Source organism: Bacillus sp. SJS, assembly GCF_000732485.2.
GTDB classification, from domain to species: Bacteria; Bacillota; Bacilli; order Bacillales; family Bacillaceae; genus Metabacillus_B; species Metabacillus_B sediminis.
In genome coordinates, this window is record NZ_JAQV02000022.1 from 1 (window position 1) to 19,819 (window position 19,819).

At 45.5% G+C, this 19,819-nt stretch carries 27 protein-coding genes; 9 read left to right on the forward strand and 18 right to left on the reverse strand.

What is annotated here, in order from left to right; translation table 11 throughout:
* Positions 1 to 420 precede the first annotated feature (420 nt).
* The 3 genes from AS29_RS12245 (at position 421) to AS29_RS12255 (ending at position 1,911) form a co-directional block, all read left to right on the forward strand.
* Complete coding sequence (locus tag AS29_RS12245; protein WP_035407155.1) at positions 421 to 666, forward strand: hypothetical protein; 246 nt, start codon at positions 421 to 423, stop codon at positions 664 to 666.
* A 199-nt stretch (positions 667 to 865) separates the two neighbouring features.
* Positions 866 to 1,519 carry a hypothetical protein gene (locus AS29_RS12250; RefSeq protein ID WP_035407158.1) on the forward strand — a complete coding sequence of 218 codons (654 nt, stop codon included), beginning with the start codon at positions 866 to 868 and terminating at the stop codon, positions 1,517 to 1,519.
* Positions 1,520 to 1,644: 125 nt separating this feature from the next.
* Positions 1,645 to 1,911: a hypothetical protein gene (locus AS29_RS12255; RefSeq protein ID WP_035407162.1), complete on the forward strand. Its 267-nt coding sequence runs from the start codon at positions 1,645 to 1,647 to the stop codon at positions 1,909 to 1,911.
* A 274-nt stretch (positions 1,912 to 2,185) separates the two neighbouring features.
* Here the strand turns inward: AS29_RS12255 and AS29_RS12260 are convergent, their stop codons facing one another.
* Both AS29_RS12260 and AS29_RS12265 read right to left on the reverse strand, forming a co-directional pair.
* Positions 2,186 to 2,497, reverse strand: a complete 312-nt coding sequence (locus AS29_RS12260) for a hypothetical protein (protein ID WP_051860654.1) — start codon at positions 2,495 to 2,497, stop codon at positions 2,186 to 2,188.
* Positions 2,498 to 2,571: 74 nt separating this feature from the next.
* Positions 2,572 to 3,153 (reverse strand): LysE family transporter, encoded by a 582-nt coding sequence (locus AS29_RS12265; protein WP_035407165.1) that lies wholly within the window; start codon positions 3,151 to 3,153, stop codon positions 2,572 to 2,574.
* 116 nt (positions 3,154 to 3,269) lie between these two features.
* Here AS29_RS12265 and AS29_RS12270 point away from each other — a divergent pair, with 116 nt between their 5' ends.
* The 4 genes from AS29_RS12270 to AS29_RS12285 all read left to right on the forward strand — a co-directional run bounded on the left by AS29_RS12270 (position 3,270) and on the right by AS29_RS12285 (position 5,867).
* Positions 3,270 to 3,824 carry a helix-turn-helix domain-containing protein gene (locus AS29_RS12270; RefSeq protein WP_035407167.1) on the forward strand — a complete coding sequence of 185 codons (555 nt, stop codon included), beginning with the start codon at positions 3,270 to 3,272 and terminating at the stop codon, positions 3,822 to 3,824.
* Positions 3,825 to 3,933: 109 nt separating this feature from the next.
* Positions 3,934 to 4,776 (forward strand): DUF1835 domain-containing protein, encoded by an 843-nt coding sequence (locus AS29_RS12275; RefSeq protein ID WP_035407170.1) that lies wholly within the window; start codon positions 3,934 to 3,936, stop codon positions 4,774 to 4,776.
* On the forward strand, positions 4,773 to 5,324 hold the full coding sequence (locus AS29_RS12280; RefSeq protein ID WP_035407172.1) for a GNAT family N-acetyltransferase: 552 nt from the start codon (positions 4,773 to 4,775) through the stop codon (positions 5,322 to 5,324). The genes AS29_RS12275 and AS29_RS12280 overlap by 4 nt, the downstream gene beginning before the upstream one ends.
* A 51-nt stretch (positions 5,325 to 5,375) precedes the next feature.
* A complete protein-coding gene (locus AS29_RS12285; protein WP_035407174.1) occupies positions 5,376 to 5,867 on the forward strand; it encodes a DUF2716 domain-containing protein in 492 nt (163 codons plus the stop codon).
* A 64-nt stretch (positions 5,868 to 5,931) separates the two neighbouring features.
* Here AS29_RS12285 and AS29_RS12290 read toward each other — a convergent pair whose 3' ends face one another.
* Both AS29_RS12290 and pdaA read right to left on the reverse strand, forming a co-directional pair.
* A complete protein-coding gene (locus AS29_RS12290; RefSeq protein WP_035407176.1) occupies positions 5,932 to 6,792 on the reverse strand; it encodes a PPK2 family polyphosphate kinase in 861 nt (286 codons plus the stop codon).
* 114 nt (positions 6,793 to 6,906) lie between these two features.
* On the reverse strand, positions 6,907 to 7,686 hold the full coding sequence (pdaA, locus tag AS29_RS12295) for a delta-lactam-biosynthetic de-N-acetylase (protein WP_035407178.1): 780 nt from the start codon (positions 7,684 to 7,686) through the stop codon (positions 6,907 to 6,909).
* 157 nt (positions 7,687 to 7,843) lie between these two features.
* On the opposite strand from pdaA, the gene AS29_RS12300 reads away from it, so the two are divergent.
* Positions 7,844 to 8,143, forward strand: a complete 300-nt coding sequence (locus AS29_RS12300; protein WP_035407180.1) for a hypothetical protein — start codon at positions 7,844 to 7,846, stop codon at positions 8,141 to 8,143.
* A gap of 18 nt (positions 8,144 to 8,161) precedes the next feature.
* On the opposite strand, the gene AS29_RS12305 is transcribed toward AS29_RS12300, so the two are convergent.
* From AS29_RS12305 to AS29_RS12365, 13 genes are all read right to left on the reverse strand, one after another.
* A complete protein-coding gene (locus AS29_RS12305) occupies positions 8,162 to 8,812 on the reverse strand; it encodes a GNAT family N-acetyltransferase (protein WP_035407778.1) in 651 nt (216 codons plus the stop codon).
* A gap of 198 nt (positions 8,813 to 9,010) precedes the next feature.
* On the reverse strand, positions 9,011 to 9,607 hold the full coding sequence (locus tag AS29_RS12310; RefSeq protein WP_051860655.1) for a kinase: 597 nt from the start codon (positions 9,605 to 9,607) through the stop codon (positions 9,011 to 9,013).
* Positions 9,597 to 10,136 (reverse strand): GNAT family N-acetyltransferase, encoded by a 540-nt coding sequence (locus tag AS29_RS12315; RefSeq protein ID WP_035407182.1) that lies wholly within the window; start codon positions 10,134 to 10,136, stop codon positions 9,597 to 9,599. Before AS29_RS12315 ends, AS29_RS12310 begins: the two co-directional genes overlap by 11 nt.
* A 3-nt stretch (positions 10,137 to 10,139) precedes the next feature.
* Positions 10,140 to 10,970: a pentapeptide repeat-containing protein gene (locus AS29_RS12320; RefSeq protein WP_035407184.1), complete on the reverse strand. Its 831-nt coding sequence runs from the start codon at positions 10,968 to 10,970 to the stop codon at positions 10,140 to 10,142.
* A gap of 260 nt (positions 10,971 to 11,230) precedes the next feature.
* Entirely contained in the window at positions 11,231 to 12,766 is a 1,536-nt protein-coding gene (locus tag AS29_RS12325; protein ID WP_035407187.1) for a fumarate hydratase, read from the reverse strand.
* A gap of 86 nt (positions 12,767 to 12,852) precedes the next feature.
* Positions 12,853 to 13,050: a hypothetical protein gene (locus tag AS29_RS12330; RefSeq protein WP_035407190.1), complete on the reverse strand. Its 198-nt coding sequence runs from the start codon at positions 13,048 to 13,050 to the stop codon at positions 12,853 to 12,855.
* A 15-nt stretch (positions 13,051 to 13,065) separates the two neighbouring features.
* Positions 13,066 to 13,929, reverse strand: a complete 864-nt coding sequence (locus AS29_RS12335) for an MBL fold metallo-hydrolase (protein ID WP_035407192.1) — start codon at positions 13,927 to 13,929, stop codon at positions 13,066 to 13,068.
* 119 nt (positions 13,930 to 14,048) lie between these two features.
* Positions 14,049 to 14,870: an ABC transporter permease subunit gene (locus AS29_RS12340; protein ID WP_051860656.1), complete on the reverse strand. Its 822-nt coding sequence runs from the start codon at positions 14,868 to 14,870 to the stop codon at positions 14,049 to 14,051.
* Positions 14,863 to 15,753 (reverse strand): ABC transporter ATP-binding protein, encoded by an 891-nt coding sequence (locus tag AS29_RS12345; protein ID WP_035407194.1) that lies wholly within the window; start codon positions 15,751 to 15,753, stop codon positions 14,863 to 14,865. Before AS29_RS12345 ends, AS29_RS12340 begins: the two co-directional genes overlap by 8 nt.
* Before the next feature lie 20 nt (positions 15,754 to 15,773).
* Positions 15,774 to 16,310, reverse strand: coding sequence for a helix-turn-helix domain-containing protein (locus AS29_RS12350; protein WP_035407195.1), 537 nt, complete (start codon positions 16,308 to 16,310; stop codon positions 15,774 to 15,776).
* Between the two features lie 24 nt (positions 16,311 to 16,334).
* The gene (locus AS29_RS12355; RefSeq protein ID WP_035407197.1) at positions 16,335 to 16,751 is read right to left on the reverse strand and encodes a hypothetical protein; all 417 of its coding nucleotides are present in this window, start codon (positions 16,749 to 16,751) and stop codon (positions 16,335 to 16,337) included.
* Positions 16,752 to 16,769: 18 nt separating this feature from the next.
* Positions 16,770 to 17,075: a hypothetical protein gene (locus tag AS29_RS12360; protein WP_035407199.1), complete on the reverse strand. Its 306-nt coding sequence runs from the start codon at positions 17,073 to 17,075 to the stop codon at positions 16,770 to 16,772.
* Between the two features lie 122 nt (positions 17,076 to 17,197).
* A complete protein-coding gene (locus tag AS29_RS12365; protein WP_035407202.1) occupies positions 17,198 to 17,395 on the reverse strand; it encodes an SE1561 family protein in 198 nt (65 codons plus the stop codon).
* 128 nt (positions 17,396 to 17,523) lie between these two features.
* Here AS29_RS12365 and yfkAB point away from each other — a divergent pair, with 128 nt between their 5' ends.
* Entirely contained in the window at positions 17,524 to 18,645 is a 1,122-nt protein-coding gene (gene yfkAB, locus AS29_RS12370; protein WP_035407203.1) for a radical SAM/CxCxxxxC motif protein YfkAB, read from the forward strand.
* Between the two features lie 369 nt (positions 18,646 to 19,014).
* On the opposite strand, the gene AS29_RS12380 is transcribed toward yfkAB, so the two are convergent.
* On the reverse strand, positions 19,015 to 19,803 hold the full coding sequence (locus tag AS29_RS12380; protein ID WP_156505945.1) for a YfkD famly protein: 789 nt from the start codon (positions 19,801 to 19,803) through the stop codon (positions 19,015 to 19,017).
* Positions 19,804 to 19,819: the final 16 nt, after the last annotated feature.

A 19,819-nucleotide genomic window follows, 5' to 3' on the forward strand; every position in this document is an offset into this window, starting at 1 on the left:
AGGCATTGACAAATAAGCGATAATTGACCTATACTTTTACTCACGGTTGAGCTCCTTTTCGTAGAGTTGGGAACAAGTATGGTCCCTTCTACATTAGGAGCTTTTTTGCGTTCTGTAAAGGATCTTTCTGTTTATTATCCATAATTTTCAAGTGGTGCATCGCTAGTGGGTCAGTGCATTGCACTGACCCTCATTCCTTCCCCGCAACCGGGGCCAGAGGAAGACCGTTGGTTTCTTTTGTCCTTTATGGGATTGGATGGTGTGGTCACGGAGGTTTAGTGCTTTATCAGAGCGGGGGTCAGTGCAAACGATCGCGTTCTAAATACAGGAGTTCATTTTTTCACTAACAATCCAACCCTCTTAGAGTTAAGAAACAGAAAAATTTGGGAATGGAACACAAAATGGAAAAGGAGTGGAAAGATGAAAAAAAAGATAGACTATGCAGCTCTTGCCTTGGTAGCACCGCTGTCTTTCCTGACCATGATATACGGTGCCAGTATCTATTCAATCCTATTAATGGCGGTATCCTCCGTTTACACTTTGATTCAGAGTATTTACATGTATAGGCACAGCGACGATAAGCCACGTGCCGTTTTAGTCGGCATTCTCGCTATAGGCATAGCCGCATGTGCGTATATGCTGTGCGATATTCTTTATTTCTCATAAAAGAGAAGGAAGTATCACGACAATTAAAATGACGCAGGTAACATCGCATTGAATATCGCCATCGATCGCGGCCAGTACAAACTAAACCTTGGTGCCTCCTAACTGCTGCAAAACCCATATGGTAAAATGGAAGCTGTCTACAGCACTACACACCGCATTACTGCTGAAAATCTATTATCTTAAAAAGGATGGGTTGTTAATGGATGGGCTGGTACCTTTAGAAAAAGATTTCTTTATTGAAGAAGCAAACCAAGAATACCCTCCTTTTGAAGAAACCTGGATTAAGAATATATCCTCGGTCCCGCTTGAAAAAGAGTACTCCATCCTTACTCAATTTTTTCTTATGCTCCATCGATACGAACCTGGAATGACGGCACTCTCTCTGAAAGACCGCAGTCTTGAACAGAGGTATATTAGGGAAGTTATTGCTCATCATGATGAGCGGAAAATCGTGTTCCACCAATATGAGCCAATTGAGGCTATCATTACACAGCCAAATCCGGACTCTATGGCATTCATTCAGTCTTCACCGATTAACCCAGTAATAAAGGATTTACTCGGGAACCCTCACCCACTTTACGCTCATCGTTCAAGAGAGCATCTCCCATCAAAAGGCTATGAACTGGATATTTTTCAGCTTGAACCCCTTGAAGATTCGGAGTTTGACGAAGTCTTTTCTTTTTTAAAATCCCACTCTCCATGGTCTCCCGCTATTCTGCTTTATCCATATGGCTGGAATCACGATTCTTCTTTAAAAGAATCCATTGCATTAAAGTATTTCGCACACAAATGCAATCATATTAATCTCTTGATTAATACTGCCGGAGATGTGAAACTTCTAAGTATAAAATAAATGGAGGACCCCAATGAGAAACGGAACCATCCAATTGAAAACCTCTAGTACCTGCCTGCAGGGGTTATAACATTCCCTATGAGGACCCCTGCAGGAGGTACGCTACTCTAGGGAGGTTTTCAATTATGAAAAATCGATCACGTTCGTATTACCGTCACCAAAGAAGGCGGTCCGTTAACCGTAAGCTTATGGTTATGAAACACGTTTGGGGCTCAGCCGACAGGGATGAACCGGTTCATCCTTACCTGAAACACCCTGGAAAATTATCCAAAGCCAAATTAAACTGCTCTTGCACAATGTGTAAATATGAAAAGCATTTTCAAATTCCGAAACCAGCTGTTAAATCAAAAACAGATTTGATGCAGCAGGAATTAAAGGAATACTTTTTATGAGTTTAAGACCCTTTTCTCTTTGAGGAAGGGTCTTTTCTCTTGGCTTGCTGGTTTGCACTGACCCCCATCCCTTCACCGCAGCTGGGGCCAGAGCAAGAACTCCGCATTCCCTTGTCCTGTATGGGATTGGATGGTCTGGGGACGGAGGTTTAGTGCTTTAGCAGAGCGGGGTTCAGTGCAGCGCCACTAATCCCCTCAAGGATCCGGATGGAAACCTTATCCTTATTGATCAGCATAGATAAGCAAGAGCTGATCCTATCAAGGTAAGCTCTCTTTATTGCAAACTCTTCCCTTTCCCCTTTGGTTTTCGCAGCATGGCGATAAAAAACACGATGCATCCGATCAGAAAAAGGATTGGCAGCGCCTGAATGACTAGGATGCCAATGATAAATTCTCTTACCCCGCTTCCGGGTGCATCTGTTGCCATTACCCCAATAAAGAGTGATACCGGGAGGACAAGAATGTTCACCCCAATCCCTGTTAACAATAACACCGTTCCTTTTACCCAATTAGGAACTTTTTCACTGATTAAAAGAAAAATTAAACCGAATACTGCAAGAAAGCCTAGAATCACGATAGCGGTCATAGTCTCGTCCTTCTCTTTTCCTACTATATTACCATTATATCCCTAAATAAAAACAGACCTTTATCAGGTCTGCTTTATACTAAAATTGTAACTGCACTATACATCAGCAGCAAAGCCATCAACACATTAAATTGTGTCCGGTATTGACGCAGGAACTTCTGGAACAGTGCCCCGAAAAACGCCCAACAAATCGTTGCGGCAAATCCGACGAATGCAAGGAACAGGGAGAACATGAGGAAGCTTGATGGGGATGAATAATACGGTAGCACAAATGTGGAGATGGCTGTAATTCCGTAAAGGATCAGCTTCGGGTTGATGAACTGAAGCATCATGCCGGCTGAAAACGAAATGTTTTTATCTCCTGAATCATTGTTGCCGTCCGGTTTGCTTTTCAGGATTTTAAAAGCGAGATACAGCATATAGGATGCTCCAAGAATCGTCATGAAGAATTCTACTTTTGGCAGGTATGTACCGAGCAGCATGTTGAACGAGCTGCAGCCGATTAAGATTAGAAAGCAGCCGACTCCGACTCCGAGACAGAACTTCAGAGTCCGTTTAAATCCATATTGATTGGCAAATGCCATGGCCATAATATTATTGGGACCCGGGGTAAAGGATGTAACAAACGCAAAAACCAAAAAAGAAACCACTGACAAAATCTTCATCCCCCTCTAGATGTGTGTTAAAATGACTAAAACGGTCTATATAACGATTTAAATTATATTGTACATTATGGTCGTTATATTGTACATCATTATTTAGGAGTGTTTTTGTGGAGGAGTTAAATTTAGTCCTTGCTAAAAATTTAAAGACGATTCGGGAGCAGAAAAAACTCAGCCTGGAACGTGTTGCAGAGCTAACCGGAGTCAGTAAAACGATGATCGGCCAGATTGAACGGGGCGGGTCCAGTCCGACGATCACCACGGTCTGGAAGATCGCAAACGGATTGAAGGTTTCGTTTTCTTCTTTAATTCATGAACCCCAGCCAGATACAGAAGTGGTGACGAAAAGCAGCGTGAACATGCTTTCCATCGATAACGGACGGTACCGGATTTTTCCCTACTTCCCTTTTGATGATGAACGGCGCTTTGAGGTGTATCGGGTTGAAATCGATCCGGAAGGCTATTTGGATTCTGAATCCCACAATCCGGGCACTGAAGAATTCGTTACGGTTTTTGATGGAGAGTTAACCATCATGATTAAACAGCAGGAGCATACCATTAATGCCGGAGATTCCATTCGCTTCAAAGCCGACGGCCCCCACAGCTACCATAATTCCGGGGACAAACCAGTAAGGCTCAGTATGGTGATTTATTATCCTGAATAAGTTACAAGCAGTCGTTCCGTAGGGCGGCTGCTTTTTTATGTAAAAAAACCCCATTTCAACCCTTATTCAAGTTAAAATGAAAGGTAGTTTATTGAAAAGAGGCCGGATTATGAACCAGCAAACGATCCACATCGTCTTTAGTCAGGCTGCACACGGAAGCCTGCGAATGGCGCTATCTAACCTAAATTTGCAGGAAGACCTTATATCCCTTCCTGATACCTTTTCCATCGGACCCGTTTCGAAAATAGATGAAGAAAGCGAACTGAAAAACCGCTATCAATGGATGAAAGACCACCTTTCTTTTCTTTTCCCGGAGGATCTTCCCGAGATGGAAAACCAAGTGCGGCAAGCTGTTCTGGATATCCGCGCCATTCCGGATGATAGGACCGTCGTGATTTGGACCGGCGATAATGCCCATGAACAAACCGGACTGGGGTTCGCATTGCATCTGCTTAAGGATAAGGGGAATGAAATAAAGGTGATCAACACCACTACTGGATATCATCAGCTTTTTGTCCATGATGATCCGGAGCGTTTTCCACGGAAGATGGGGGGATTAGATCCAGAGCAATTGAGCCGGATTTACAAAGAACATGCGGGTGCCGTAGTGCTGCAAATGAAAGAAAGAGAACGGCTCGAAAACGAGTGGAAAAAAATATCCGCGACACAGAAGGTCCTGAGAGTTTGGGAAAACGACTCAGTTCGAAATGTAGATGCGGACTACTTTGATGATTTTATCCTGGAATGCATTCAGCGAAGCCAGCGCGAACAGGGATCAGATATTATCATCTTAATGAGAGCCATTGGAGAGGTCGTTGGTCACCTTGAAGAATATATCGGGGACGAATATCCGGAATATCGGATCCGTCAACTTATTAAGGCTGGTCAATTGGAAATGAGGGAATCTGGAATGTATTATGATGTAAAAATGAATACGGGGAATTCAAAATGACAACCTTTACTTTAGACTTGGGAGAAATACTTCTCCGCGAATTTACCATAGAAGATGCGGCTGACATCTATCGGATCTCAAACGAACCGGAAGTCGCCTCCTTCCTTCCCGACTGGAAATCCACTATGGAACAGCGGCTGGATTGGGTGACAAACTACGAAATCCCGGCGAACAAAGAATTTTTATCGGCTTCAGATGCAACAGACGGGCATCTGAAGCTAGGAATCATCCATAAAGAAAGCGGACGCTTTATCGGCTGGTGCTGCTCCGGGATAAAAGACGAACTGCCTGCACCTAACCGGGAAGTAATGTATGCAGTTTCCGCAGATTTCACAGGCCGTGGTTATGCGACGGTTGCTGTAAAAGGACTGAGCCGCTATTTGTTTGAAGAAAAAAAGACGGAAATCCTGAATGCCATTGCGCTTGAGAACAATCCTGCCTCAAATCGGGTGATTGAGAAAAGCGGTTTTCAATTTCATCGTTCGATTGTTTTGGAGAGCGCGAAGTATAGTCACTATGTACTCAAGAAAAGTCATTTTCTTCATTAAACCGATCTAATATGAACAAATTTTGCAACCATAGGGAAAGGCAGGGATTGAATGAAGAACTGGATTCCTTTTTCCGACAAAGATTATAACCAGGCATGGGACAGGATAGATAAAGATCTTAAATTTAAACCAAGTATTTCGGATTTCCCATCGTTTAAAATGCCTCATCCTTTTATAACCTATGATATCTCTGATTTTTTTGGGGATTCAGCAGACTTAGCTCTCTATGATGATCTTGAAGAAAAATTGTTAGATGTATTGAAAGAGAATACATTAGAGAACGAATATATAATGGCACTCGATTGGCAACACGATTGTTATTGGGTAAATCCACACTTAGAATTCGAAAAAGATGAATTTGGAGAGTGGGCAATACCAATCTTTCCGAATGGTGATTACTATTTCTTTATTCAGAAGGATTTTAAGTGGGGCTATTTAGGGCATCCATGGGAAAAAAGTATAACTGTATTTGGTAAAGAATTAATCAATGCTTTTGATAAGCACAAGCCTAGAATGTTTCGTAAGATTTTAATACAGGGCTAATACTTACGCCATGTACATGTATACAGAGCCATAGAAAAAGGGAGAACGGACTTCGTTCCCCCTTTTACTCCTTCTCCAGCTTCTCAATATACTCATTCAGCTTCTTCCGATTTTCCTCTGAGATTTCCGGAAATTGCGGATCTATTTTCTCAAGGCATTCGATCATAGTTTTTGTGATGATGTAGCGTGAATACCACTCATCATCTGCCGGAAGGATATGCCACGGTGCATATTCCGTCGAGGTGTTGTTCAGCATGTCTTCAAAGATATGCTGGTAGCTGTCCCAGTGCTCCCGCTCTTCTACATCACTGAAGGAGAACTCCCAGTTCTTTTTCGGGTTCTTCATCCGCTCGAGCAGTCTGTTTTTCTGTTCTTCCTTGGACATATTGAAAAAGAATTTCACGACTTCAAATCCATTTTCCACGAGGTACCGTTCGAAATCTTTGATCTGCCGGTAGCGCATCGCCCAGACTTCATGCTCGTCCTTATCATCCGGAATCGTTCCCTCTTCCAGCAAATCGTGCACTCTTGGAGCAATGACATCTTCGTAATGGGAGCGATTCAGAATGCCAACTTGTCCTCTTTCGGGAAGTCCTTCGCGAATCCTCCACAGATAGTCATGGTTGCGTTCTGTATCAGACGGTTTTTGAAAAGAGGTTGTTTTCAGACCCTGTGCATTAAGATTCGAAAAGATGTAGCTGATTGCCTCATCCTTCCCTGCTGCATCCATCGCCTGCAGCACGACAACTATCCCTTTTTTCTCATCGGCATGAAGCTTCCAGTGCAAGTCCTTCAGTTTGCTGATACTTTCGGGAATGTGATGATCAAGAAGCTCCTCTTCACTGAAGCCATGGTCTTCGGATGTTGGATAATCTTTAAGTTTGATTTCTTTTTTGCCTTCTATTTTATATTGGTTAACGTTCATTGGCCCCTCCTGGTTCTTTGAACACGAAACTCTGCTATTTACCTCGTTTTACCCGGGATTAGGGACGAACAAACAAAAAAGGAATCTCACAATGAAATTCCTTTTTTCCTTTATCTACAGCGGCAGGTCCGACTTTTCCATCATCAAATCATCCAGGCTCCGGAAACGGTACCCTTGCTTTTTCAAATCAATAACAGCTTGCTCCAGTGCGTCCGCATTGTCCTTTGACACCGTATGCAGCAGCATGATCGCTCCCGGATGAATCTGGTTCATCATGTTGTCATAGGCATAGCGCCAGCCGCGCTGGGCATCGGTTTTCCAGTCCACGTAGGCGAGCGACCAGAAAACGGTTTGATAGCCATAGTCATTGGCAAGTGACAGCACTCGTTCACTGAAAACACCTCTTGGCGGGCGAAGATAGTGGGCATCCTGGCCGGTCAGCTTTTTCACGCGCTTGCTGACGTTATCCAGTTCCGCTTTCAGACGGGCATCTCCGACAGCCGTTAGATCGGGATGGAACCAGGAATGATTGCCGACAATATGACCTTCTTTTGCCATGCGCTGAACCAAATCCGGCTGGTCTTCCAAATAATGTCCGGTCACAAAGAAGGTCGCCGGAACGTGATGCTTTTTCAGAACATCAAGCACCTTTGGCGTATACCCGTTTTCATATCCGTTATCAAAAGTCAGGTAGATATCTTTTTTTTCCGGATTTCCAAGGTAGAAGGAATTGTATTTTTCCAGCAGCTGCTCCCGCTCTTTTCCGATTTGTGCCGGCTCATGGTTTTTACTCTTCGCAAAGCCCCAGTTAATCGGTGCATTGGAGACGGCCTGGGCAGCGTTTGGGAATAGAAGCATAAACACAAACACCGCACCCCACAATCTTTTTCCCATCCTGAACACTCCTTTTCGAACGCTTTGTTCTATAGGATGTGCAAACAAGCTTCAGAACATTTACATAAAAAAACATAAATGTTGTCCTTTCTTCTGCATAAAATGAAGGAGAAAAGGAAAAAACGAAGATGGAGCAAAATTAAAAGCGAGGTGCAGCATGGTGAATCTTCATTTTGACCTTCCGATTCCTTTACTTGCGGCATGCGGAATTACTGGTTTCCTTCTGATGATGGCAGGATATCGTCTGTATTCCAAACGGCATGAAACAGAATGGACAAACGCAATTCCTGTTTCCTACATTGGTCTATATTTAGCTCTCATCCCAATCCTTGACGCCGCCTCTATTGTCAAAAGGACATCAACCTTCTGGGATCTCACTCAAGTTGTGCTCCTCAGTGCAGCCGTCATGTGGCTATCGTTTTTAAAACCAAAAGAAAGAACCGGCAAGGATGCTTAAGCGGCATGCTTGCTTTTTTTATATTTTAGCGAGCAAATCAGTCAAAATCGCTTGATCCACTCCGTTGGCAAGGCTATATTTGTCACGGTACATCGCCTGGACGTATTCAGCTATCCGTTCTCTGGAGGGCAAGGATTGCTGCTGATTTTTCACGAACAAGCTTAGCGGGACTGGAATCTGCCCTTCAAAAAGGGGCGGCTGTACATAATGAACGCCTTCCGCTTCCCTGTATCCATGCCTGTTAAAAAACCGGAACCTTTTCACACAATCCGCTTTCTCTTCTTCTGTATGAACCAGCTCCGGTTTCTCCGTCTCCAAAATAATTGCATCTATGGAATCATGTCCCGCTGAACGTGCATCCTCTTCAAGCCATTCCTCCAGTTTAAGCAAGGTTCGGCCACCTATTCCCCGGCTTCGGACAAGCGGATTCGCAAGAAGGTAGACAATGAACCCGGCATTCACTTCTTTTAAATAATGCCCGGTGGCAAAAGAAAGGATCTCCTCTCCCTCCATCCCAACCAGAAACCGGTACGCGCCGGTGCGCATACTATTTTGAAACACATCATGAGGCTCCCGTATCTCAATCGGAAATGCCTGATCATACATCGCCATCGCTTGCTTGAAGCCCTCTTGATTACGCAGCGTGATTTCCTTCCAAGTAATCGTCATTTGTTTCACCTCTATGTAAATTGAAAAAAGGCCCGATTTCAGGCCTTTTCCTGCCAAAACTTTATTCTTCTTCAGACAGCTTTCCTGCAGAAAACGCAGTGGCAATGGCGCCGACAAGTTCACCGATTACTATCAAAATCGCTTCCATTGTGACAGCCCCTTTCGGTTATATTTTACCACATTATAGGATTGCCCCTCTCACTTATCAATTAGCACCAAGTCCGCATTCTTTTCAGGTTTTTCCGTTTTCACATAATAATCTTCTGCCGGCCAGTATCTATTCTGGAACTTCTCCCATAGCGTCTGGGTATGGACACTTTCCCTCATGAACCGCTTGTCTCTCGGGCAGTCCAGGTACACCATCAAATCAAAGTACTCCCTCCATTCGCTGCGCTGAAGGAAGACTCCTTCAATGATGATGACGCATGCTTCAGAAAGGTTGACCATCTGATTTGTAATGGTATCCGTTTCGCTCTCGTAAAAGGGGAGGGTGATTTCAGTCCCGCATCTTAACTGACTGAAAAAGGATTCCTGCAGCCCCTTTACATCCCATTGAAGTCCATAATATTCGAACCATTCTTCCTCGCCTGTATTATACCGCTTATTTCTTTTTTCAATATAGTCATCGATGTGGAAGACTTGAACTGCAGTTTGTTGCTCCAGGACGGTTTTTAGTTTTTTCACCAGTGTTGTTTTGCCTGAACGGCTTAACCCGTCTATTCCTAAGATGAACCGTTCACTTTGTAAGGGGTGTGGAATTCGGGTTAATACTACTGTTAGCCGGTCATCGATCATAATGTCTTCTTAAAAGCCCGTAATAGGCAACATTTTCATACACTCCGTCTTTCATCATATCCTCTTTGAACGTTCCTTCATGCTGAAAACCGAGCTTTTGCATAATCCGGATGGATGGCGTATTTTTTGTCATGACACCGGCCCAGATTTTATTCAAATTAAACTGGTTAAATGCGTACTTCACTAACTTACCGGCCGCTTCCGTACAATAGCTGTTCCCCCAGTGCATGACCCCAAACCAGTATCCCAGTTCTGCTTTTCTGTCGTCCTGATTGATTCTCAGCGTCATGGTCCCGAGCAGTTCATCCGTCGATTTTAAGGCAACAGCAAATGTATAGCTGCCGAGAGTCCTTGCTTTTTCCTCATGCCTGCTGATCCAGGAAGAGGCGAGGCCATTTGGATAGGGGTGAGGAATGGCAGCTGTCGTCTCGGCAACTTTAGCATCTCCTGCCAGCTCTTCTACCCGCTCTGCATCCTCCTGCCTGTAGGGGCGAAGGATTAATCTTTCGGTTTCCATTGAAGGGATCATCTGTTAACCACCTATTCTTTTATTATTTTCAATCCAGTGATCAGGCTTTTTCAACCCATCCGGCAGCTTCGTCTCCCGGTCTCCCCTTGCCGAGTTCACCTGTACCTGTGTAAGAAAAATACTCCCTCTCAAATCCGCCCCGCTCAAATCGGCATCCCGCAAGTCGGCTCCAATCATGTCCGCCAGTCTCATGTCGGCGTTCCGGAGATCGGCAGCAATGAGCAGGGCCCCTCTTAAGCTGGCCCCCATGAGGTTGGCTCCCTTTAACTTCGCCCCGATATAATCGAGTTTCTTCGCTTTTTTAGGAGCTGTGTTTTTCCGGACAAGTTCACTTGTGCGTATAAGGAGTTCATTTACGATGAACCGGTGCGCGGGCACATTGAGGCTGATGATGGATTCGGGATTGAGTCCGGTGAGAGCTTCCGTCTGTTCGAGAGCCGCCTGAAGATCCTTAAAGATTGGCTCGGTTTCTTTTCGGTTGAGGGCTTCATGCAGATACGCTAGCATTTCATGCAGCTGCTGCATGATCGGAAACACTTCAAACATTTCCTTCGCCGTATCCGGGTGATTGCGCCAGTCTTTTCCGGCGTAGGTAACTTGAGAGACTTTTTGGCCGGCCCCGAAGCATTCGTAAACGGTACAGCCCTTGAACCCTTTTTCTCTTAAGGCCTGATGGATTCCGCAGCGGTAATCAGGCTGCAGGTTACGGCATGGGGTTCCGCTTTCCTTATCGATTGGAAAATCAGCTGACTTCGCATAGGGCAATGCCACACAGCATAGGCCGAAGCAATTTTCGCAGTCTGCCTGCAGCTGAAATGGTGGTTTCGCTGACACGTTTTTCGCTTCCTTTCTTGTATAAAAGGCAAGAATGCGTCTGCATCCTTGCCTTTGGTTCATGATATGAGATGGGTGGTCTATGTCGAATTCTGCGAAAAATCGATATATCGTGATTTTCGGTGATATATTGAAATTTTCGTCGATATTCTGAAAAAATCGTCGATATAATAAAAATTTCGTCGATATCTCAAAATTTTCGTTGATATCCTGCTCGATAACCGTATTTCGGAATACAGACAGACCCGACAGACCCAGTTTTATTTAAAAACCGGCTCCTTAAACTGCGCCAATCGCTCAAGCGAGCTCTGTTCTACATCTTTATGAAGGCTGTTTCCGTGGGAATCCATTGTAACAACGGCTTTGAAGTCCTGTACCTTCAGATGCCACATTGCTTCCGGGATTCCGAATTGCATGAGGTCGACGCCTTCGACTGATTTGATGCAGTCTGCGTAATACTGGGCTGCGCCGCCGATGGCGTTCAGGTAGACGCCACCGTGCTCTTCAAGTGCCTTCAGCGTTTTGGCGCCCATACCGCCTTTTCCGATGACGGCGCGGATGCCGAAGCGTTTCATAATGTCACCCTGGTAAGGCTCTTCGCGAATACTTGTTGTCGGACCCGCTGCCTTCACGTGCCATTGCTCGTTTTCATCCTTCAGCATGACCGGTCCGCAGTGATAGATGATTTGGCCGTTCAAATCGATTGGCGCATCGTTTTCAGACAGGTACTTGTGAATCGCGTCACGGCCTGTGTACATCATGCCGGTGATTTTCACGACGTCCCCCACTTTAAGGGAACGGATTTTTTCTTCCGTAATTGGTGCTTCTAGTATAATTTCTTCAGCCGGAATGATTTCTTCAGCAGCGGCTGCTACCTCTTTGGCAAAATTGATTTCTTCGCCATCCTGGTACAGCCATTCCTGAACCTCGCCGGTCTCAGGATTGATTTTCATGCCAAGGCGTCTGAAGGCCCAGCAGTTGTATGCAACGGAAACGAAGAAGCTCGCCGGAATGCGGTTGATGGCGCCGGCCTTGCACCCAAGCAGCGTCGTTTCGCCGCCGAAGCCCATCGTGCCGATCCCAAGCTTGTTGGCGTTTTCCAGTACATACTCTTCCAGCTCGCGGAGTTCCGGAATCGGATTGACGTCCTCATTGCTCCGGAACAGCTGCTCCTTCGCAAGCTCATACCCGCTCGTCCGGTCGCCTCCGATGCCGACGCCGATAAATCCGGCACTGCAGCCCTGGCCTTGAGCCTGGTAAACCGAGTGCATCACACACTTGCGGATTCCGTCCAGGTCGCGTCCCGCACGTCCTAGCCCGTCCAGCTCGCAAGGCAGGCTGTACTGAATGTTTTTGTTCTCACAGCCGCCGCCTTTCAGGATGAGGCGCGCGTCAATGTAATCATTCTCCCACTGCTCGAACTTGATGACCGGTGTCCCGTCGCCAAGGTTGTCGCCGGTATTGCCGCCTGTCAAAGAGTCAACAGAGTTCGGACGGAGCTTCCCCGTCTTCGTCGCCTCGGCAATCGCCCGCTTGATGGCTTCCTTCATTTTGATCTGGTTCGCGCCAACCGGCACCTTCAATTTAAAGGTTGGAAGGCCTGTATCCTGGCAGATCGGTGATACATTTTCGTCCGCCATCGCGATATTATCGGTAATGGTGTCGAGCGACATCGCGGCGCGCGTCCCTGCGTTTTCACCTAATTTTGCTTTTTGTATCGCTCTTCTTACATCCCTCGGAAGGCGTGTGGATGTTTCCACAATCAGCTCAACTATGCTCTCATAAAATTTCTCCAACCGTACTCTCCCCTTTGTGCTTATGTATGGTAATCTCTAAATTTATTATACTCCTTCATTTTTGGAATTGTAAGGGGATACATGATTCATAGTCTTTCCCGCTTCATATGCTGATCAAGTTCCGCTCTTGTTTTCAGGACATAGTCAGGATCGGCATCCAGAAGCTTTAAATCAATTGATAAAATATACTCCTGAAACCGGTCATTAAAGCCATTTACAGCGGAACTATATTCCCATTCAAACCATTTAAGGATGTCCAGCAATCCATCCAGTAAATCCAGCATTTCTCATCCTTCTTTCTATTGATGATCCGTATGAACGATGAGGGTGTCGTAGGCAAATTCCACATTCAATCCCTCTGCCGCCAGTAATTTTTCAACCTCTTTCAGGTCGTCATGGCTCAACCCGCTGATTTCTTCTATATGGGTCAGCATCGTTTTTTTAGCCCCAAGTGCTTTAATGATTCCGATGGTTTCTGTAAAGGTACATTCTTCTTTTAATAGAGGATGATCGGCTGCAATCAGTCTTTCTCCTGTCAGAGGATGCGTTTCGAAAATGCCCGCCGGCAGGATGGCAAGGTCCGCACCCATTACCTCTGGACCCGGTTTCCAGTTATTTGTTTCATCCATGGCGATGACGACTTTTTGCTCGGAATTCTCGAGTAAAAAGGCATACACATAGTCTTCCGCCAGCCGGAACGGTGTAATGATCGTGTCCTTCACCCACACGGAATCGCCGTCTTTTAATTCACGAAGATCCACAAATCCCTGCTGTTCGAAAAAGGCAAAGTGATCCCCGCTGCCAAGGAAGCGCTGAAAATCCACGGCTACCTGCTTCGGCAAATACACCTTTGTCTTCGTGTGGCTTGGAGGATGATTTGTCCAATCGGCATTGAGCGACTCCAAAATCCGTCTCCCCATCACATGATCCGGATGCCAATGGGAATAAAACACCCCATCAATCGATTGAATGGAGGACCGGTTAATCTGAAAATAAATATCTTCCGGCGTATCGAATAGTAGATTGAGCCCGTGTACAAAAAGGCTCGGCCCGGAACGGCTGTAAGGAACGCCAATCTCTCTTGCTTCCTCACAAACCGCGCACCGGCATAGAGGCCTCGGGATCGTCATCGCCCCGCCTGTGCCAAGGAATTCGATTTTCATATTTTTGCCCCCTGTCAATCTCACTCTTTTATTTATATATATCATACAAGAGGTGTTAATTTATAGGAAACAAAGAGACAGGATTCACCAAAAAGGCTTATTCCCAATGAATAAGCCCCTCATCCTATCTGATTCTCAAACAGCGAATTCCGATTATTAAACTTCATAATCCAGTAAAACAGAAAAACATTAAGCAGCAAAACAACAGTCGAGATCATCAGCATCAGCTCAATCCCAAGCAGGAAAAGGCCGCTTAGCTGCCCGACGAGCATCCCGATTACGGGAAGAACAATGATTCCGCCGATATTTTGTGCTTCCTGATAGGTTTTCACTTTTGCTGAGATGATGACATTTAACAGAATCGTCATGATCATGACAAGCGGTGAGAGACAAAGAATCAGCACAAGCCATTTACCTGATGGAAAGATCAGTTTTTCAAACAGGATGAAGCCGGTCGCATTGATGATGATGCCGCTTATGATGAAGCTGATGAGCGAAACGGCAACCGATGGAATAAAGGAAGCCAGCACTTTCCCTGCGAAAAGCTCCTTAATGGTGATTGGTGAAAATAGGAGGCTTTCCAGTGTCCGGCGCTCCTTTTCTCCGGCAAAGCTGTTGGCGGCGATGACGGAGGACGTGATGATCGGAATGAGTAAAAATAAGGACGGGTACAGATAATTGGTGAAAATATAGAAAAATTTCTGATTCAGTTCAGGCATTGTGCCAGCTTGAAGCCCAGTTATCATTTTATCGATAAGCTGAAGCATGGCGGGGTCCATCATGCTTCCTACGTCCGCAAACAGGACGAAGCAGGACATAACGATTGGAAACACCGTGCTGAATATCAGCGGGATGACGATGAGCGTGACAAACAGGTTTTTCGTCCGGATCAGCTGAGTGATGTCTTTTTTAAAGATTGCGGCGATGACGGTTTTATCCATGATGGGCCTCCCTTATTTTGAAGTAGATGGTTTCAACGGAGATGTTTTCTATGCTGACAGAATAAACGGAATGGGTTTTTAGGATTTCCTTTAAAAGATTGGAGATTTCCATTTTTGATTTTACGTGGAAGCGAAGGAACCCTTCTTTAACGATGTCCATTCCTTTCCTTCCCGGCCAATCCGTCTCGATCACAACCGAGAGCTCAGTTATATATTTTTCGGTAAGTTGAGATAAAGAGCCTTGTTCGGCAATCGTATGATTTTCCATAAAGGCAAAGGAATCACAGATGGTTTCCAGCTGGTGCAAAACGTGTGAGCAGATGATAATGGTCGTGCCTGTTTCTTCGTTGTATTTTTTCAGATAGGAGAGAACGAGGTTGATCCCGTCCGGATCGAGGCCGTTCGTTGGTTCGTCCAGGAACAAAATTTCCGGCTTATGGAGGAGCGCCTTCGCAAGGGCCAGTCTCTTCTTCATCCCCGTACTGTACGTTCCAGCCAGTCTATGCTGATACTCCTCCATATCAAACAGCTTCAGCAGCCGGCCGATTTCACTCTTATCCTGAACTTTATAAAGGTCAGCGAAAAACTTCAAATTATCCAGACCGCTCATCTCGTGATACAGACCGGCATTTTCCGTCACAATACCGGAAATTTTCCTGATTTCATCGCCTTCTGCTACAGGGTCAAAACCCGCAACCCGGATCATTCCCTGATCGGGAGTGATGACCCCGTTCAGAATCCGGATCAGCGTCGTCTTCCCTGCCCCGTTCGGTCCAAGCAGACCAAGAATTTCGCCCTTTTTCACGGTGAAATCCACTCCGTTCAGCACGGACTCTTTTCCAAATGATTTTGCCGCTCCTGAAACTTCAATAATATTGGACAATTTAGCCGCCTCCTCTGCTTTTATTTTTCCGGATCAGGAATTGTGATCGTTGCAATATGCCTCGTTCTCCGTTCTGGTGACGGCTGTTTCTCCATGGCTTCCACCATCAGACTGGCCATTTTCTCCATCAGTTCCATAAACTCTTCATCCGTTAAATGAACACTCGCTAGCCGGTACCCGACTCCATCCTCTATCAGATTAAATGTTTCCTGGCTTAGATAGTCTTCATACATGCCGGCCAGCTGATTCGTAAACGCGGCGAATAAATCCAGATGTTCTTCCTTCGTAATCTTCTCAAGGTCTTCCGGTGTAGCAGCCCCGGTCTGCTTTAGCGCATAAATCTTTTCCACTGTTCCACGGATCGGATTTTCCTGAACAACTTCAATAATTTCCGCTTCTAAAAGCTTGTTGATATGCCGGTACAAGGTTGCAGGAGGAACTCCGTCAATCCGTTCTGAAAGATGCTGAGCAGACAGCTCTCTCCCATTAATTAAAGCCTGCGCAATTTTCATTCTGACCGGATGGAGAAGGAGTTTCGCTTTGGATGTTTGATTCATTACGGCTTTCACCTCTTATTATTATCACTTTTGATAATATAATATGAAACGATAATAATCAATATAAAAAAATACCCCCGCTGGATGGAGGTATTTCATGATTGCTGTAATCACAAGGGTTCCGGTAAACGGCAGCAGGAAATACGTCGGCCGGGAATACATCCCTTTGAAAAAGTAAGCGTATGCAGTGACAAGCAGGGCAAATAAAAGCAGCCCCAAAAGACCTTGGTGATTTCTCGACTTTACATAGTTTCCCGCTCCATAAACAATCGTGCTCCAGCAAATCGAAGCTCCGATCAGAAATAAAAGACTGCAAAGATAGTCCACTGCATCTGGAAAATAGTCGCTTCTGACAGGAATTGTGACTTTACATATCGATAGTGAAACAAACATGGACAACAGAAGCCATCCCCAATAAATAATGCCTCTGATTTTTCTCATTTTTATCTCATTTTTATCTCATTTCTTCCCTTTCAATTTAGAAGTTCCGATCCGTTCCCATTCCACAAAAGGGTCCGGATTTCCTTCTCCATCCGTCCATAAGCGGTAATGCACCCCATCAGCAACCACTTCCAGCACGAACTCTGAATAGAATTCTCCCCAGCTCCCAAGCGCTGCAGTTTTATTGACTCGAGTAATTTCGGGATGAAGGGAAACGACCTTCTCCTTGACAAAATTCAATTTTGACTGTGTGTATAGATAGATTGAAGCGGTACAGATGGCAAGGATTACGACCAGGATAATCAGGACATGTTTGTATTTCAATTCTCCACCCCTGTTATATGAACCATAATATTCCATTTGAATTTTATCATAACGGACAGAGAGTCTGTTTTCTATTTATATTTTAAAATGACAAAAAAAAAGACCACCCGCAGATGATCTCCTCACTCTTCTTCCTGATCCCAATCCTTTTTAAACCGGTCAAACTTGCCTTCCAAATCATCAAGCATCTGGATCAGGCGGTCTACGTCTTCAAGATCCGTTGATTCGGGATCCATTGAATCGATGACCTCCATGAACATATTCAGGCGGTTTTTTAAATAATCTATTTGTGAGTCTTTATCTTTTGCGGCATTTCCCATTTTGCATTCACTCCTTTCACCGTTTTCATGGTAGCGGATTTCTGGTGAATTGACAACTTTCCTTTATGCACGGTACTGGAGATTCATGATAAGATGGAGACTGTGATTTTATTTAAGGAGTTTTGATAATGAGCACTACTCACAGTTTACCCCCTATTACCCCTTCTTACGACCCGTGGGAAGCTTATATGGACATAGAACAATATGGAAAGCCAACCTTGACGAACGTTGAGTTTACGACGACAACGCTTTGCAATATGAGGTGCGAGCATTGCGCCGTCGGCTATACGCTGACTCCGAAGGATCCGAACGCGCTTCCTTTAGACCTGCTGATCCGCCGTTTGGATGAAATTCCGAATTTGCGGTCATTCAGCATTACGGGCGGTGAGCCGATGATGTCGATGAAGTCGGTGAACAACTATGTTGTGCCGCTTTTGAAATATGCGCATGAGCGCGGTGTCCGCACTCAGATCAATTCAAACCTGACACTTGATCTGGCCAGGTATGAGAAAATCATTCCTTACCTGGATGTTCTGCACATCTCCCATAACTGGGGCACGATGGAGGACTTTGCTGAAGGCGGCTTCGCAATGATGGAGAAAAAGCCGACCTTTGAGCAACGCGCGAAATATTTTGACCGGATGGTGGAAAACAGCCGTGCGCTTGTCGCTGCAGGTGTAACCGTGTCCGCGGAGACAATGCTGAATAAGCGCACACTCCCACATCTTGAAAAAATCCACAAGCAGATTACAGAGGAAATGCTGTGTCAAAGGCATGAGGTGCACCCTATGTACCCGAGTGACTTTGCGAGCGCACTCGAAACTCTTTCCCTGGAGGAAACACGCCAAGCGATTCATAATCTGCTGGATGTACGAAATGAAGATGTTTGGATGCTGTTCGGCACCTTGCCGTTTTATGCATGCAGTGATTCTGATGAGGATTTGGAGCTGATGAGGAGACTGCGTGCTTCGAAAAACGTAACGGTCCGGAATGACCCGGATGGCCGGTCCCGCTTGAACGTCAATATTTTCACGGGAGAAGTTATTGTAACGGACTTCGGCGATACTCCTCCACTCGGCAACATTCAGACATCAACTCTTCAGAGCGCCTATGAAAAGTGGTCTGGTTCACCAATCGCCAAGTCATTAAGCTGCCACTGCCCGAGCGTCCAATGCCTCGGCCCAAATATTCTGGTGAAAAACAGCTACTATGCGAATGAAGATTTCACCATGAAAAAAGCGAAACTGTAAAGCCTTGGGGCTTTGCAGTTTTTTTGTTTGATGCGGCTGCGAATTTTGGGGGATGGTGTCTCCTGGTCGCTATTCGACAAGATTGGGTTGATATTCGACAAAACCGCGTGGATATTCGACATGCAGAGGTTGCTATTCGACAAATCCCCGTCGATATTCGACACCCCGCTCCTCCATTGAACCAGCAATACCCACATTTGCCCGTAATCGACACATTTTTGCCCGTAATCGACACGTTCTTGCCCGCTATCGACAAATTTCCGCCCGTAAATCCGCCGTCTGCCAAGTTAAATCCGCCCTATCCCAAGTGAAATCCCAACACCCAACAAAAAACACCGTCCAGCCCCCTGAACGGTGTCCTCCCACTCATTACCTCGGGCGATCCGAGACCATGTATCCAAAGGATAGGTGGTCCTGAACCGGAATCCATGCACCGATTCCCTGGGAGGTAACGTTTTTCACGTTGATTTTTCGCTTGTTTCCTTTGAGCTCGAGGTACACTTCCCCGTATGTCACTTTTCCTTTTTCGCTGATAGCCGGTGCGTATGCGTATAGGTAGCCCATTTTTTTTACGGGTACGTTGTAGATTTGATCTTTTTTGGTGCCGGATCCTATGATGGTTTCGAAGGAGAGCGGCAGGTTGGTTTTCTTCATGGCTTTCAGCAGCATCATGTTTTTCACGTCTTCGACCATTGGGACTTCAGAGGTAAGGCCGCCTTTAATTTTTTTCTGGTCGTTTTGTTTGTAATGGATTTGGGCGGCTGCTTTTCCTCCGCGGTTGTCCGACAGGTTCGAGTTGATGCGCTGGTATTCCCAGTGTGGCGTGGTTTCACTGGATTCATAGTTCAGTGCCCATCTGCCAAGGTAGATGGTCGCACGGTATCCAACTGCAAGGGGCGAATCGGAAATCGTTGTTTCATTCAGCTGCTTGATGAGATTCGGATTTTCAATTGGAACGGTGGAGGATTCGGAAAGCTCTCTTGCAAGCTCGCTCGGCTGCAGATATGGAAGGTTCTGCGCCGGATTAGGATACGTATTTTCCTTGGATATGTCCAGTACAGATGATGGGATTTTCGTTTTCGCTTCCGTCATGTAGATGCTTGAAAAACAAACGGATAATAGCACGGCTACACAAATGGTGATTCGTTTCATTTTCATGGGTGGGTCCCCTTCC